At 66.1% G+C, this 15,902-nt stretch carries 13 protein-coding genes, 1 tRNA gene and 1 pseudogene; 12 read left to right on the top strand and 3 right to left on the bottom strand.

The features are described 5' to 3' along the window. The first annotated feature begins 174 nt into the window (after positions 1 to 174). From QQL87_RS34295 to QQL87_RS34275, 5 genes are all read left to right on the top strand, one after another. Positions 175 to 2,001 (top strand): methyl-accepting chemotaxis protein, encoded by a 1,827-nt coding sequence (locus tag QQL87_RS34295; protein ID WP_284423574.1) that lies wholly within the window; start codon positions 175 to 177, stop codon positions 1,999 to 2,001. A gap of 81 nt (positions 2,002 to 2,082) precedes the next feature. Beyond that, positions 2,083 to 2,571 (top strand): chemotaxis protein CheW, encoded by a 489-nt coding sequence (locus QQL87_RS34290; protein WP_284423575.1) that lies wholly within the window; start codon positions 2,083 to 2,085, stop codon positions 2,569 to 2,571. Beyond that, positions 2,552 to 3,436: a CheR family methyltransferase gene (locus QQL87_RS34285; protein ID WP_284423576.1), complete on the top strand. Its 885-nt coding sequence runs from the start codon at positions 2,552 to 2,554 to the stop codon at positions 3,434 to 3,436. The genes QQL87_RS34290 and QQL87_RS34285 overlap by 20 nt, the downstream gene beginning before the upstream one ends. Positions 3,437 to 3,449: 13 nt before the next feature. Next, entirely contained in the window at positions 3,450 to 4,544 is a 1,095-nt protein-coding gene (locus tag QQL87_RS34280; RefSeq protein ID WP_284423577.1) for a protein-glutamate methylesterase/protein-glutamine glutaminase, read from the top strand. A gap of 47 nt (positions 4,545 to 4,591) precedes the next feature. Continuing rightward, entirely contained in the window at positions 4,592 to 6,292 is a 1,701-nt protein-coding gene (locus tag QQL87_RS34275; RefSeq protein ID WP_284423578.1) for a chemotaxis protein, read from the top strand. 82 nt (positions 6,293 to 6,374) lie between these two features. Here QQL87_RS34275 and hisC read toward each other — a convergent pair whose 3' ends face one another. From hisC to QQL87_RS34260, 3 genes are all read right to left on the bottom strand, one after another. Continuing rightward, the gene (gene hisC, locus QQL87_RS34270; protein ID WP_284423579.1) at positions 6,375 to 7,448 is read right to left on the bottom strand and encodes a histidinol-phosphate transaminase; all 1,074 of its coding nucleotides are present in this window, start codon (positions 7,446 to 7,448) and stop codon (positions 6,375 to 6,377) included. 93 nt (positions 7,449 to 7,541) lie between these two features. Continuing rightward, positions 7,542 to 7,618 (bottom strand) — tRNA-Arg (locus QQL87_RS34265). A gap of 323 nt (positions 7,619 to 7,941) precedes the next feature. Next, the gene (locus tag QQL87_RS34260) at positions 7,942 to 9,417 is read right to left on the bottom strand and encodes a sensor histidine kinase (RefSeq protein WP_284423580.1); all 1,476 of its coding nucleotides are present in this window, start codon (positions 9,415 to 9,417) and stop codon (positions 7,942 to 7,944) included. 511 nt (positions 9,418 to 9,928) lie between these two features. Here QQL87_RS34260 and rpmH point away from each other — a divergent pair. From rpmH to QQL87_RS34225, 7 genes and pseudogenes are all read left to right on the top strand, one after another. Next, on the top strand, positions 9,929 to 10,063 hold the full coding sequence (rpmH, locus tag QQL87_RS34255) for a 50S ribosomal protein L34 (protein WP_006609582.1): 135 nt from the start codon (positions 9,929 to 9,931) through the stop codon (positions 10,061 to 10,063). Between the two features lie 31 nt (positions 10,064 to 10,094). Further along, positions 10,095 to 10,501 (top strand): annotated as a pseudogene (rnpA, locus tag QQL87_RS34250) (ribonuclease P protein component). 22 nt (positions 10,502 to 10,523) lie between these two features. Next, the gene (yidC, locus tag QQL87_RS34245; RefSeq protein WP_284423582.1) at positions 10,524 to 12,389 is read left to right on the top strand and encodes a membrane protein insertase YidC; all 1,866 of its coding nucleotides are present in this window, start codon (positions 10,524 to 10,526) and stop codon (positions 12,387 to 12,389) included. Between the two features lie 143 nt (positions 12,390 to 12,532). Beyond that, positions 12,533 to 13,192, top strand: a complete 660-nt coding sequence (yihA, locus tag QQL87_RS34240) for a ribosome biogenesis GTP-binding protein YihA/YsxC (protein WP_284423583.1) — start codon at positions 12,533 to 12,535, stop codon at positions 13,190 to 13,192. After that, a complete protein-coding gene (locus QQL87_RS34235) occupies positions 13,189 to 13,560 on the top strand; it encodes a DUF423 domain-containing protein (protein ID WP_284423584.1) in 372 nt (123 codons plus the stop codon). The genes yihA and QQL87_RS34235 overlap by 4 nt, the downstream gene beginning before the upstream one ends. Positions 13,561 to 13,634: 74 nt before the next feature. Then, positions 13,635 to 14,531, top strand: coding sequence for an acetylglutamate kinase (argB, locus tag QQL87_RS34230; RefSeq protein ID WP_284423585.1), 897 nt, complete (start codon positions 13,635 to 13,637; stop codon positions 14,529 to 14,531). Positions 14,532 to 14,656: 125 nt separating this feature from the next. Then, a complete protein-coding gene (locus QQL87_RS34225) occupies positions 14,657 to 15,715 on the top strand; it encodes a DUF1036 domain-containing protein (RefSeq protein ID WP_284423586.1) in 1,059 nt (352 codons plus the stop codon). The last annotated feature ends 187 nt before the right edge of the window (positions 15,716 to 15,902 follow it).

Genomic DNA, 15,902 nt, shown 5'->3' with positions numbered 1-15,902 from the left:
TGTCGAGAGCGTGCGACGGCCCGGCGGCGACACACCGAAAAGGGATGACTCGACGCAAGGCGTGAACTGCGAAGCTCGACTTCATCTACGTCATCATCAACCGGCGCGAAGCGATCGCGATCGTAGCAGCAAAGCAACAGCTTCCGAGCTCGTCACAGAAGATTAGGGGACGATATGAGATTGACGATCAAGGCAAAACTAGCGGCATCATTCGGCATCGTCATCCTGCTTTCCGTGATCGCAGGTGCGCTCAGCTACATGAAGCTCTCCGAGACCATCGCGGCCACGCAAACCATCGTCGCAGCTTCGGGGCGGCTGGAAAAAGCCATGCAGTTGCAGGCGACGCTGCTGCTCCAGATCCGGGCCGAAAAGAATGCGTTGCTGGCCGCGACTGACGCGGATTTCGATCGATTCACGGCGGAGGTCGCGACGCTGAGGACGACCATGCTCAAGGGCAGGGATGAGATCTATGCAGTCGCCACCGAGAACGGACGCAAGCTGCTGGACCAGTTTGCAGTTCAGTATACGGCCGTCAACGCCGCACAGGATGAAGCACTGAAGATCGGCAGAGCCGATCGCGCCAGAGGCGTCGTGCTATCGACGACGGAAGTCCGCAAGGCGGTCGGACAGGCGACCAATGGCCTCACCGAATATGTACACTATGTTCAGGGGCTGATGGCCGAGCGCGCTGAGGCCGCGCGCACGGACGGTGCCAATGCTCAGCTTCTGTTGCTTGGCATCGTCACCGCCTCCTTCATCATCGCCGTGGCCTCGGCGCTGTGGATCGCCATCAACATCAGCCGCGGAGTCGGTCGCGCCGTGGATCTCGCCGAAGCGGTTGCCACCGGCGATCTCAGCCAGACGGTCTCTCACAACAGCAATGACGAGGTCGGCGACCTCATCAAGTCGCTGAACGTCATGACCGCAAATCTGAACAAGATGGCGACGGTGGCGGACGAGATCGCCAGCGGCAACCTCACCGTCGAGGCCAAGCGGCTGTCCGACAAGGATACGCTCGGCATGGCGCTGGAGCGCATGGTCGAAAAGCTGCGCCAGATCGTGTCCGAGGCGCTCACCGCGGCGCAGAACGTTTCGGCCGGGAGCCAGCAGCTGTCGGCCAGCGCCGAGCAGCTGTCGCAGGGCGCGACCGAGCAGGCGTCCTCCGCCGAGGAGGCCTCGTCCTCGATGGAGGAGATGGCGGCGAACGTGAAGCAGAACGCCGAGAACGCCAGCCAGACGGAGAAGATCGCAGCGCAGTCGGCCAAGGATGCCGAAGCCAGCGGCACCGCCGTCGGCCGCGCCGTCGAGGCGATGCAGACCATCGCCAGCAAGATCACGATCGTGCAGGAGATCGCGCGCCAGACCGACCTGCTGGCGCTGAATGCGGCGGTCGAGGCCGCGCGCGCCGGCGAGCATGGCAAGGGCTTTGCCGTGGTCGCGTCAGAGGTTCGCAAGCTCGCGGAACGCAGCCAGGCGGCCGCGACGGAGATCGGACAGCTGTCGGGCGAGACTGTCAAGGTCGCGCAGGAGGCCGGCGGCATGCTGGCGAAGCTCGTGCCCGACATCAAGCGGACGGCCGAGCTCGTCGAAGAAATCACGGCCGCCTGCCGCGAACAGGACGTCGGCTCGGCCCAGATCAACCAGGCGATCCAGCAGCTCGACCAGGTCGGCCAGCAGAACGCCGGCGCCTCGGAGCAGGTGTCCGCGACCTCCGAAGAGCTCGCGGCCCAAGCCGATCAGCTGCAGTCGACCATCGCCTATTTCCGGATCGACGAGACCGCCGGGATCAGCAACGCGGCTTCGCCCGCGGCGCTCGATGGCGCCGTGTCCCAGTTGCGCTCCAAGGCCGCCAGCATGGCTGCCGCGGACCGAGGCGGGATGAAGAAGCAGGCGCCCGCGAAGTCCAGGCCGGCACGTGCGGTCAGGGCCGCAGGCGGCGGAGGCTTCGCCTTCAGCCTGGACGACGGCGAGGACGAGCGCGACGCCGATTTCCGGCGCTGAGATGCGTCCCCCACCGGGCCCTGCCCCGGCAGAGACGGGTGGGGTTCGCCGACGGACCGCGACCAGAGAACAGGACGAAGCATGACCGAAACCGCTCAATACCTCACGCTCGGTCTCGCCGGCGAGATTTTCGGAATCAGCATCCGGAACGTCCGCGAGATCCTCGACATGCGACCGATCTCCCGGCTGCCTCATGCGCCGCACTTCCTGCTCGGCATGATCGATGTGCGCGGCAGCGGCTATCCGATCGTGGATCTCCGGCTGAAGCTCGACCTGCCGAACGTGGCAACAACGGAGGCGACCCGGATCATCATTCTCGACGTACCGGTCGGCGACCGCCTGGTCGGGGTCGGCTTCGTCGCGGATTGCGTGTTCGAGGTCACCGACATCGACGAGGCAACAGTGGAGTCCGTGCCGCAGGTCGGCGGCCGCTGGACCTCGGACTACATCGCCGGCATCGGACGCAAGGGCGACAAGTTCGTCGTGCTGTTCGATCTCGCCAAGCTCATGGCCCAGACGGGCCTGCCCGCTCCTGCCGACCACGGTGCTCATGCCCCAGCCGCAGCTTAAGCCCGCCTGGGCGGACGGCATCGGCGGCTGCGGATCCCTGACGGATCCGCACTTCCGCGCGCTGGCGCAGCTCATCGAGACGCAGGTGGGCATCAAGATCCCGCCTGGCAAACGCTTCATGCTGGAGGGACGGCTGTTGAAGCGTGTCCGTGCGCTCGGTCTCACGGATATCCGCGACTATGTCGACGCCCTGTTCGAACCCAGTCAGTTCGAGCACGAGCTGATCCATCTGATCGACGCCGTCACGACGAACAAGACCGATTTCTTTCGCGAACCGGCGCATTTCGATTTCCTGCGACAGACCGCCGTTCCCGAGTTGCTCAACTCGAGGGGAGGAGCGCTTCGCTCTGGCGCCCTGAAGGTCTGGAGCGCGGCCGCCTCAATGGGCATGGAGGCCTATACGATCGCGATCGTGCTGGACGACATGGTGCGCAGCGGACCGCGCTTCGACTTCCGCATTCTCGGGACCGACATCTCCAACCCCGTCCTGCGGATCGCCGAGACCGGGATCTACAGCACCCAGGCGTTGACACCGGTCCCGGAGAATCTCGTCAAGCGCTACTTCCTGCGGTCGCGCAATCCGGCGCGCGACGAATGCCGGGTCGTCCCGGAGCTGCGGCGGCGCGTCAACTTCCAGCGGATGAACCTGATGGATTCGACCTATCCAGTGGATCGCGACGTGGACATCATCTTCTGCCGCAACGTCCTGATCTATTTTGACAAGCCGACCCAGCGCCAGGTCGTCACACGGCTCTGCTCGCATCTGCGGCCGGGCGGATATTTGATGGTCGGACATTCCGAATCCATGGTTCACAGCGTCGTCCCGGGCCTCAAGCAGGTCCGACCGACGATCTTCACCGTGTAGGCGAGGCGATCGCATGACCAGGCAGAAGGTGCGCGTGTTGATCGTGGATGATTCGGCATCTGTCCGTCAGATCATGACGTCGATCCTCGGTGACGATCCCGACATCGAGATCATGGGAACCGCTGCCGATCCCTTTGCGGCCGTGCGCCGGCTGCAGAGCGAGCTGCCCGACGTGATCGTGCTCGACATCGAAATGCCGCGGATGGACGGCCTGACCTTCCTGCGCAAGATCATGGCGCAGCATCCGATTCCGGTGGTCATCTGCTCGTCCGCCACGGAACAGAGCTCGCAGCTGACCTTCGAGGCGCTCGAGGCCGGCGCGGTCGACATCGTGCCGAAGCCACGCGTCGACACCCGCCAGGCGCTGTTGGAATCCTCGGGGCGGCTGCGCGATGCCGTGAAGTCGGCGGCGCGCGCGCGGGTCCGGCCGCGGTCGGAGCGCCGCTCGCTTGTCGAGAAGAAGCTCACTGCGGACGCCATCATGCCGCCGCCGGTGGAAACGCGGTCGCGGCCGACGACGGAGCGGATCGTCTGCATCGGAGCCTCGACCGGCGGGACCGAGGCGCTGGCCGATGTGCTCGAGGCACTGCCGGCGGACTGCCCCGGCATCCTGATCGTGCAGCACATGCCGCCGGGATTCACGGCGGCGTTTGCCCGCCGGCTGAACATGACCTGCGCGATCAACGTCAAGGAGGCCGAGGACGGCGAAACGGTGCATGCAGGCTGGGCCTACATCGCGCCGGGCGCGCGCCACATGCTGCTGCAGCGTTCGGGTCTGCGCTATCACATTGCGATCAAGGACGGTCCACCCGTGTCGCGTCACCGTCCGTCCGTCGATGTGCTGTTTCGCTCGGCTGCGCAATATGCCGGGTCCAATGCGCTGGGCGTGATCATGACCGGGATGGGCGACGACGGCGCGCGCGGCCTGCTGGAGATGCGCAAGCTCGGTGCGGCAACCCGCGCACAGAACGAGGAAAGCTGCGTCGTGTTCGGAATGCCGAAGGAGGCCATCGCCTGTGGCGCAGTGGAGAAGGTCATTCCCCTGGATCAGATTCCCCGCGAAATCACGAAATGGCAGCACGCCGGCCACGCCACGGCGGCGCACTAGCAAGAGCCGAAAGACGACGTCCCATGTCCGCTTCGCCAGCAAAGTCCATGGCTGACAGCCTCGCGACAATCGACGCCGCGCGCTCGCGGATCGAGGAGACCCTGGCGCAGGTCGGCCTCCAGCTGGGTGACGGCCGCGCGACCTTCCTGGAGCTCAATCAGACGCTGGCCGAGCTGTGCCAGGTCCTGCCCGGCACCGATCTCGAGGACGTCTCGCGGGTCGTGTCCGACATCAACACCACACTCGACCGCATCGTCGAGGCGCTGCCGTCGGAGAGTGCCCTGCTCGCCCGCATTGCCAGGAGCGTCGAAGCCACGGCTCCCGAGCTCAAGCTGCTGTCGGGCTACATCGGAACGATCACGATCGTCGCGCGCAGCGCGCGGATCGAAGCCGCGTCGCTGCAGGAAGACCGCGAGAGCTTTCTGGCGTTCACCCATGAAGCCTATGAGCTCGGCAGGCAGGTGCAGCAAGCGGTCAGCGAATGCTTGCGCGACCAGCAATCGCTGGCTGCGGCCGTCGACGGCGCCTTCAAGCGGCAGTCGCAGTTCGATGCATCCTACCGCGACCAGCTCCATGGCAGCCGCAGCGAGCTCGGCACGGCCCACGGATCGATCGTCAACCATCGCCAGACGGCCGCGACCGTCGCCCAGCTGACCCTGCAGGGCACGGCAACGATCGCGGACGCCGTCGGCCGCGCCATCGTATCGCTGCAGTCCGGCGACAGCACCCGTCAGCGCCTCGAACACATCAGAGACGGCCTGCTGCTGGCAAGCAATGCGGGCGCCGGCTCCGCATCGGCTGTTGGCGTGCGTCCCGAGGTCGCCGATCTGCTCCAGCGTCTGCTCGCCATGCAGCTGCGCGACACCGACGGCGAATTTCGCGAGAACATCGACGCGATCCTGGACGCTTTCAACGACATCCGCGCCCGCGCGGCCGATGTCATCGCCAAAGGCCGTTCGCTGAGCGGCGGCCAGGATGACGGATCGTCAACGTTCCTGGACCAGACCCGAACGGTGCTCGGCCGAACATTGCGGCTGATTGCCGAATGCGAGAGCGCCGGCCGCGCGATGGACGACGCGATCGTCATCGTCGAGACCACGTTGACCCGATTCCGGCACACCGTTCGCGTGCTGTCCGACGTCGTTGCCGACATCACGCTGACCGGAATGAACGCCGGACTGCGCGCCAACCGGCTGGGCACGCGGGGGCGCGCGTTCGTCGTCATTGCCAACGAGCTCAATACGAATGGCGGCCATATTGCCGCAGGAGCCGGCAGGCTCGTGCCCCTGCTGGACGAGATCGAGGCCGCGGCGAACAGCCTGAAGGCGCTTCGCCAGCACAGTGATCCGATGCAGCTCGCCCGGCTCGAGCCGTCGATCACGACAGCACTCGGCAAGGTCGAAACGGGCAACCGCCACCTCTCCGGCATCATGAACCGGCTGACCCAGGAAGGCCGCGAGTTCGAGCAGCTCGTGAGCTCGGCCCGCGAGCTGATGGCCGCTCTGGCCGCCGATTTCGGCGGCTTGTCGGCAGCCGCAGACGCCCTGGAAGCCCGCCGCGCATCGATGCCGGTCGATCGACCGACCGTGGATGATCAACGCGTCGTCGATGAGGTGTTCGCGCGCTACACCATGAAACGCGAGCGCGAGGTCCATGCCGAGTTCATGCGCCTTGCCGGACCGGGCTTCGCGCAGATTCGAATGGCGGACACGGCCCGCGAACTCGAGCACGGCATCGAGCTGTTCTAGCTGGTCGGTCGAGGAGACAGCGGCTGGGCGGCCCCCGCCTGTCACCTGCCGCGCCCGGCGATGTCAGGACGGCAAGACGTGATCAGCCGATTCGGGGGCCGGCCAGGATCTCGCGCAACGCCTCGGTCAGCCGCGCAAGCTCCGCCGCCGAGCCGATGGTGATGCGAAGAAAATCGGCAATGCGCGGCGCCGTGAAATGGCGGACGAGCACCGCGCGCTCGCGCAAGGCAGCGGCCAGCGCCTGGCCCGCGCGGTCCGGATGTCGGGCGAACACGAAATTGGTGCTGGAGGGCAGGACATCGAAGCCGAGCCGGACCAGCGCGGCCGTGAGGTCTGCGCGATTCTGCATGATGACCGAGCGCGCCTGTTGGAAGTGCGCCTCATCCTCGAGCGAGGCGATGGCGCCGGCCTGGGCCGGGCGGCCGAGCGGATAGGAATTGAAGCTGTCCTTGACCCGCGTCAGCCCCTCGATCAGCCCGGCGTCACCGATCGCATAGCCGACGCGCAGTCCAGCCAGCGCGCGCGACTTCGACATCGTCTGGACCACCAGGAGATTGGGATAGTCGCGGATCAGCGGGATCGCGGTCTCGGCGCCGAAATCGACATAGGCCTCGTCGATCACGACGGCCGCGTCGCTGCGGGCCGACACGAGTCGGGCGATCTCCGCGCGCGCCAGCGCGATTCCGGTCGGCGCGTTCGGATTGGCTACGATCACCGGACCGGCGCGGCCGAGATAGTCATCGACGCGTACGCGCATCCCGGCATCGAGCGGCACGGTCTCATAGGCGATCCCGAGCAGGCGGCAGTACACCGGATAGAAGCTGTAGGTCACGTCCGGGAACAGCAGCGGCGCCGGCTGCTTCAGCAGCGCTGCGAATGTATGCGCGAGCACCTCGTCCGAGCCGTTGCCGACGAACACCTGCTCGGGCGCGACCTTGTGGTACGCAGCCAGCACCTCGCGCAGCCGCGTCGCCTGTGGATCGGGATAGAGCCGCAGCGTATCGGCCGCCGCAGCCTGGATCGCCGCGATCGCCCTGGGCGACGGCCCGAACGGGCTCTCATTGGTGTTGAGCTTGACGAGACCCGGGATCTGCGGCTGCTCGCCCGGCACATAGGGCGACAGCCCGTGCGCGAGCTCTGACCAGAAACGGCTCAAGACGGTTCTCCTGCAGAGCCGAGAGCCACGGCGCAGTGGATCGATCGGCGTCGCCGAAAATACGACGGGGATGGCAGTGGTTTCATCGACAAATGGCGCGCCCGGAACGATTCGAACGTCCGACCCTCAGATTCGTAGTCTGATGCTCTATCCAGCTGAGCTACGGGCGCGTTTTTCGCGGCTGTCAGGATCCAGACCACGGGGGCCGCACCCTGGAAGGCCGGGGCGGCAAACGCCGGCTGGCCTCGCGAAGGGCCTCTGACTAACGGCTCGGAGGCCGCTTGGCAAGGCTGGAGCGGGACATTTTTGCAAGCATTTTTCCGCAACCGCGCTGGGCCGGTTTGCATCGGCTCGCGCGGATAGTGTGCTGTCCGACCGGCTCGGGATCCCGGGTTCGATGCCTGCGGCGTTGCGCCGGGAGCACGTGATGTTCGCCGGATGGCGGCTCCAGCGCCTCTGTGACAGCCCTGGACAGGGCCGGACGGGCAAAGGCTCAGGCGCTGGCGCGCTCGGTCCAGAAGGTCTGCAGCTCGACGGGACGGTCGGGAATCGTGAGCCGGAAGGTGGCACCCAGGGTGCCCTCGACCAGCTGGATGTCACCGTCATGGGCTCGCACAAGCTCGGCGGCGATGGCGAGGCCGAGGCCCGAGCCGCCGGGCCGGCCGGCACCGCGGAACGCCTCGAACAGGTGCTCACGCACCTTGGGCGGCACGCCGGGGCCGGTATCGGCCACTTCGAGGATGGTCACGGCCCCCTCGCGGCGGCCGGTGATGCGGATCTGGCGCACGCCCGAATCGCCGGAAATGCTCTCGAGCGCCTGCGCGGCGTTGCGCACCAAATTGAGCAGCACGCGGAACAGCTGGTCCGGATCGGCATCGATCTTCAGGCCCCGCTCGATGGCGCTGATCCAGGTGATCGAGGCGTCCGGTGCAAGCCCGGCGGTCTCCCGGACCTCCGCCACCACCTGCTCGACGGCGACCATGCGGCGGTCCGGCGCCGGCTCCTGCACCTTGCCGTAGGAAAGGGTCGACTGGCAGAACGCGATAGCGCGCTCCAAGGACCGCATCAGCTTCGGTGCGAAGCGCTGCACCCGCGGGTCCGGCACGCTGGCGAGCTGGTCCGACAACAGCTGCGACGAGGCCAGCAGGTTGCGCAGGTCGTGGTTGATCTTGGAGACGGCGAGGCCGAGCGCGGCCAGCCGGCTCTTCTGATGCAGCATCGAGACGAGGTCGCGCTGCATGTCCGCGAGCTCGCGCTCGGCGACGCCGATCTCGTCGGAGCGCTGGCTCGGCACGATGATTCGCGCCGCACTCTCCGGATTCTCATGGAACCCGACCAGGCTCGCGGTCAGCCGGCGCATCGGCCGCACGAACAGATAATGCAAGGCGAGATAGACCAGCGCTGCGGTCAGCACTGCGAGCAGCAGCGACACGCCGAGCAGGTTGCGCGAGAAGCGGTACATCGCCTTGCGCAGCGGCTTCTCGTCGGTCACGACCTCGATGAACTGGGCGCGGCCGGGCGACGGCCCGATCACGCGCATGGTGTGGTCGCCGGTCTCGGTCATCATCTTCAGCGAGTTGATGATCGACGACCACACCGTCATGTCGCGCATATCGAAATCGTGGTCGATCGAGGCCGGCAGATCGGCACTGGCGAGCAGCCGCCGCTGCTGGCCCATCTTGATGGCGACGCCGCGGGCATTGATCGAGGTGAGAATCTGCCGCGCCAGCGAATCCGGCACCATGCCTGAGGGTGCGGCATCGAGCACGAGCGCAGCGGTATTGGCGGCAGCGAGGCGGTCGTTGAGCCGGTTGCTCCAGAAATTGGCAATCGCGGGCACGTAGACCAGCACTGCTGCGATCATCACCAGCGGGATGGTCAACAGGAGAAGCTTTCCGGACAAGCCGAGTCGGCGCGACCGTTTCGGTCGCAGGCGCTCCAGAATCGGCTGGTTGTCGCTCTCTGTCACGTACTGCCCTTGTAAGAGACACCCCACCCTTACGGGACCGCAAGATGGGACTGCACCGGAGTCCGGTCAAATTACGGATCGCTCATGTTCCGGTTTCCAAATCGTTCAGAATGGAACTCGCATTGCTCCGATCCCCGATCGCTCATCCCGCTTCATGCGCCGATATGGGGACTATTCTTGCGCGATGCCGCCTTCTCGTCTTGTATCGCGGCCTTTGCTGCGGCCTTGCGTTCCTTTCTCTCGGCGTCCGCAACGCTGAGCCAGCGTCCGTTACCAGGACCTTGACGAGGCATCTGCCTGTCCCGGCGACGGCTTGCCGCGATTGACGAAGGCAGGACGCTCCCTTATAAGCCGCGCCAACTGTCCGCGATGACCCGGCTCGCCCGGGAGCGGCTCGATTTCAGGGCCGGCAGCGGTCCACTTTGGGCCCGAAAGCATCACCGGACATCAATCGACATTTCAAGCCGGCAAGTTGTCAACTGGCAAATTGCCCGTCAGCGGAGAACGACCCGTGAAGCGGACTTATCAACCCAGCAAACTGGTGCGCAAGCGCCGTCACGGCTTCCGCGCCCGTCTCGCCACCACCGGCGGTCGCAAGGTCCTTGCCGCGCGTCGCGCACGGGGCCGCAAGCGCCTCAGCGCCTGAAGCCAGGGCGTCTGTCCCGGAGATTTCCATCATGGATCGGCTACGGCAGCGGGCGGACTTCCTCGCCGTTGCCGATGGCGCACGGGCGAACAGTCCTGCCTTCGTGGTCCAGCGCCGTGAGCGCGCGGATCAGGGCCCGGTCCGGGTCGGCTTTACCGTCACCAAGAAGAATGGCACCGCCACGGAGCGTAATCGCATCCGTCGGCGGCTGCGCGAGCTTGTGAAACGGCTCGATCCCCTGTCGATGCGGCCGCACAGTGACTATGTGCTGATCGGCCGGCGCGATGCGCTGTCGCGCGACTTCCAGACGATGTTCGACGACCTCACGACCGCGCTGCGCCGCCTCGACCGGCCTCAGGCCAGGCCGCAACCGCGCCGGCCCTCGCCTGCCAGGCAGCCCGCACCGACGCCGGGCGCGCATCCCGCAAACCGGATTGAATGACGAGACGATAAGAGAACGATGACCGACAATCGCAACACCATCCTCGCCGTCATTCTGTCCGGCCTCGTGCTGATCCTGTGGCAGGTCTTCTACAACGGACCGCAAATGGAGAAGGAGCGGCAACGGGCGCAGCTGCAGACGGAGCTTGCCAAGAAGCAGGCGCCGGCGGCGCAGGGCGACGCTGCGCCAGCCGCGACGCCGCAGCCCGGCGCGGCCGCGACCGGCAGCCCAACCGTCCCGGGCGGCGTGGCGCCGGCCGCCGGCGCCGTGCTGCCCCGCGAAGCCGCGATCGCCGCCTCGCCCCGGGTCAAGATCGATACGCCGCGCCTGACCGGCAGCATCGCGCTCAAGGGCGCGCGCATCGATGATCTGGCGCTAGTGCAGTACCGCGACACGGTCGATCCCACCTCACCAGCGATCGTGCTGTTCTCGCCGTCCAACACCGCCAACCCGTACTACGCCGAGTTCGGCTGGGTGCCCGCCGCCGGCGCCTCGGGCAACATTCCCGATCGCAATACACTCTGGCAGCAGGACGGCTCGAATGCGCTGACGCCGTCGACGCCGGTCAAGCTGACTTACGACAACGGCGCGGGTCTCACCTTCCGCCGCACCATCTCGATCGATGACCACTATTTGTTCTCGATCAAGGACGAGGTCACCAACTCCGGCACGGCACCGGCGACGCTGTTTCCCTACGGCCTGATCTCGCGCCACGGCACGCCGCACGTCTCCGGCTATTACATCCTGCACGAGGGCCTGATCGGCTATCTCGGCGAAAAGGGCCTGCAAGAATACACCTACAAGAAGATCGACGACGACAAGAACGCCGAGTTCAGCGTCACCGACGCCTGGATGGGCCTCACCGACAAATACTGGGCCGCGGCGCTGCTGCCGGCCAGCGATGCGCATCTGAAGGCGCGCTACCAGTCCAACCTGGTCGACAACGTCCGCCGCTACCAGACCGACTATCTGCAGGATGCGCAGACGGTCGCGCCGGGCGCCACCAACACCGTTTCCACCCGGCTGTTCGCCGGCGCCAAGGAGGCCGGCGTCGTCGGCATCAACTTCCCGCTCGGCGGGCTCGGCGGCTACAACCAGAAGCTCGGGCTGAACCATTTCGATCTCCTGATCGACTGGGGCTGGTTCTATTTCCTGACCAAGCCGATGTTCCTGGCGCTCGACTTCTTCTTCCGCTTCTTCGGCAATTTCGGCATCTCGATCCTGCTGGTGACCGTGCTGGTGAAGCTCTTGTTCTTCCCGCTCGCCAACAAGTCCTACGCCTCGATGGCCAAGATGAAGGCGATCCAGCCGCAGCTCGCCGCGCTCAAGGAGCGCTATCCGGACGACCGGATGAAGCAGCAGCAGGAGATGATGGAGATCTACAAGAAGGAGAAGATCAACCCGATCGCCGGCTGCCTTCCGGTGGCGCTGCAGATCCCGGTGTTCTTCTCGCTCTACAAGGTCCTGTTCGTCACCATCGAGATGCGGCACGCGCCGTTCATCGGCTGGATCAAGGACCTCTCCGCGCCGGATCCGACCAATTTGTTCACGCTGTTCGGCCTCATCCCGTTCGATCCGACCCAGCTGCCGCTGTTCGGGCACTATCTCGCGCTCGGCATCTGGCCGATCATCATGGGCATCACGATGTGGTTCCAGATGAAGCTGAACCCGACGCCGCCGGATCCGACCCAGGCGATGATCTTCAACTGGATGCCGCTGATCTTCACCTTCATGCTCGCCGGCTTCCCGGCCGGTCTGGTGATCTACTGGGCCTGGAACAACACCCTGTCGGTGCTGCAGCAGGGCTTCATCATGCGCCGCAACGGCGTGAAGGTGGAGCTGTTCGACAACATCCGCGGCACGTTCAAAAAAAAAGCGGCGTGACGACGAGTAAGGCGGCGTGAGCCGCACGGCGGCTTCGGCCGCCGTTTCGTCATTGCGAGGAGCGCAAGCGACGAAGCAATCCAGACCTCCTTTCGAGCCCTGGATTGCTTCGCTTCGCTCGCAATGACGAGGCGAGAACATTGATGACCACCAGCCACGACACCGACGAGCGCCTGATCGAAAAGGGCCGCAAGCTGTTCGCGCAGTCCTGGCGCTTCACGCACGCGTCGCCGTCGATCGAGAGCCTGCCGGCGATGGGCGCCATCGAGGTTGCCTTCGCCGGCCGCTCCAATGTCGGCAAGTCCAGCCTGATCAATGCGCTGACCGGGCAGAACGCGCTGGCGCGCACCTCGCACACGCCGGGCCGCACCCAGGAGCTGATCTTCTTCGAAGCCCCCGAATACGCGCCCCTGCGGCTGGTCGACATGCCCGGCTATGGCTATGCCGCCGCGGCCAAGACCAAGGTCGCCTCCTGGACCGACCTGATCCACAAGTTCCTGCTCGGACGCGCCTCGCTCGCCCGCGTCTACGTGCTGATCGATGCCCGCCACGGGCTCAAGGAGGTCGACCAGGAGATCTTCAAGACCCTCGACAGATCCGCCGTCAGCTACCAGCTCGTCCTGACCAAGGCCGACCAGATCAAGCCGGCTGAGCTCGCCGGCCGTATTGCCGAAACCGAGGCCGCACTCGCCAAGCATCCGGCGGCGTTCCCGCAGGTGCTGGCCACCTCGTCGCGCTCCGGCACAGGCATGCCGGAGCTGCGCGCCGCGATGGTGCGGCTTCTGGAGGAGCGCGGCGCATGACGCGACTGTGGCGAATCCTGGTGGCGCTGGCAGGCCTGATGGGCGCTGCCGGCGTCGCGCTGGCGGCCAAGGCCGCGCATGATCCCGAAGCAGCGCGGCTCGCGACCGCCTCGACCATGCTGCTGTTCCACGCCTGCGCCCTGCTCGGCACGATCGCTCTCGCCGAACGCGGCATCGTCCATCGGCGCATCGGCCTGATCGCAGCAACCGGCTTCGTGCTCGGCCCGGCTTTGTTCGCGGGCGATCTCCTGATGCGACAGTTCACCGGCGACCGGCTGTTTCCATTCGCGGCGCCGATCGGTGGCAGCCTGCAGATCGCGAGCTGGATTGCGCTCGCCATCTGCGCGTTGTGGCCCCGGCGGGCGTGATCCGGCGCTTTGCGCCGCGACCGGCAATCGGCTAGAACCGCGCGCGACGCCCCGATAGCCGAGACCTCCCAGACATGGCCGACGCGACCACCATCAGCCCGCTCGATCAAGCCCGCATCCTGTCCGAAGCGCTCCCGCACATGCAGGAGTATGACGACGAAACCATCGTCATCAAATATGGCGGCCACGCCATGGGTGACGAGGACACCGCCAAAGCCTTCGCACGCGACATCGTGCTGCTCGAGCAGACTGCCATCAACCCGGTGGTGGTGCATGGCGGCGGACCGCAGATCGCGACCATGCTCAAGCGCCTCGGCATCGTCTCCGAGTTCGCCGCCGGCCTGCGCATCACCGATGCCGCGACCATCGAGATCGTCGAGATGGTGCTGGCCGGCTCGATCAACAAGCAGCTGGTCGGCTACATCAACGAAGCCGGCGGCAAGGCCGTCGGCCTGTGCGGCAAGGACGGCAACATGGTGCGCGCGGTCAAGGCGTCGCGCACGATGGTCGACCCCGACAGCCACATCGAGAAGGTGGTCGATCTCGGCTTCGTCGGCGAGCCCGACAAGGTCGACCTCACGCTGCTCAACCAGCTGATCGGCTACGAGCTGATCCCGGTGCTGGCGCCGCTCGCGACCTCCAAGGACGGCCAGACGTTCAACGTCAACGCCGATACGTTCGCGGGCGCAGTCGCCGGTGCGCTGAAGGCCAAGCGGCTGCTGCTGCTCACCGACGTGCCCGGCGTGCTCGACAAGTCGAAGAAGCTGATTCCGGAGCTGTCGGTCAAGGACGCGCGCAAGCTGATCGCCGACGGCACCATCTCGGGCGGCATGATCCCGAAGGTCGAGACCTGCATCTACGCGCTCGAGCAGGGCGTGCAGGGCGTCGTGATCCTGGACGGCAAGGTCCAGCACGCGGTGCTGCTGGAGCTGTTCACCAACCAGGGCACGGGCACGCTGATCCACAAGTGATGGGCACGGCCGCCACACAGTCAGAACTCGTCATGCCCGGGCTTGACCCGCCTGCGGGGCCGAAGCCCCTCCGGCGCGGCGAAGGCCCGGGCATCCACGACTTCCTTTCCGGTGGTCGGAAAGACATGGATGGCCGGGTCAAGCCCGCCCGTGACGCTGGTGAGATAGCTGCGTACGCGACATCCACCCGAACTCGCGTCGCTCTGGCCTTATCCGCTTTACTCCTCACCTTCGCCACTCCCGCCCGCGCCGACCTCAAGCTCTGCAACCGCATGAGCTATGTCATCGAGGCCGCGATCGGCATCGATGAGAAGGCGGCGACCGCGACGCGTGGTTGGTTCCGGCTCGATCCGGCCAGCTGCCGCGTGGTGCTGCAGGGGACGATGACCGCCGATCGCATTCTCCTTCATGCGCGCGCGCTGAGCCTGTACGGCGCATCACCCATTGCCGAGAACGGCAATGATCAGCTGTGCGTCGCCACCACCGACAATTTCATCATCGCCGCCGCCCGGCAGTGCCGGACCGGACAGACACCCGCAGCGTTCACGCAGGTGACGCCGACCAAGGCCGACGACGGCACCCTGATCGCCTATCTCGCCGAGAGCGCCGAGTATGACGACGAGCAGGCGCGCCTTGCCGGCATCCAGCGGCTGCTCGGCATCGCCGGCTATGACGCCTCGCCGATCGACGGCGTCGATGGGCCGAAGACCCAAGCCGCACTCGCCGCCTTCCTGAAGAGCCGCAATCTGTCGTCCGATGTCGTCACGCAGCCGACCTTCTTCGCCACGATGGTCGATGCAGTGCAGACTCCGTCGCCGGTGGGGCTGACCTGGTGCAACGACACCCCGCACAAGGTGATGGCGGCGGTCGGCACCGATGACGGCCGCACCGTGGTCAGCCGCGGCTGGTACCGCATCGATGCCGGCAAGTGCCTGCATCCGGACATCACCGGACAGCCGAAGAAGGTCTACAGCTTCGCCGAGGCTGTCGATGCCGACAACCGCTCCATCAAGATCAAGGACAAGCCGCTGAACTGGGGCGGCCTGATCCAGCTCTGCACGCGCGAGAACAAGTTCGAGACATCGGAGCAAGGCGACTGTCCGAGCCGCGGCTTCACCGCGACCGGCTTCACCGCCGTCGACATCGCCCGCGGCGGCAAGACGCTCAGATTTGCGCTGCCGTGATGGTCGGGTCGATGATGCCCGGGATGCCTCGACAAACTCCATTGTCATCCCGGCGAACGCCGGGATCCATAACCACCGGCCGTAGTTTGGGCCACCAGCATCAGCCATCCTGCCACAAGACACATCACGCGGTATGGGTCCCGGCTTTCGCCCATAGGCGCTAAAATAGACTTGCGGCGAAGAATCA

The organism is Bradyrhizobium sp. SSBR45G, from assembly GCF_030159255.1.
Lineage (GTDB): Bacteria > Pseudomonadota > Alphaproteobacteria > Rhizobiales > Xanthobacteraceae > Bradyrhizobium.
Note: the sequence above shows the minus strand (reverse complement) of the source record. Positions and strands in the feature narration are given on the sequence as shown.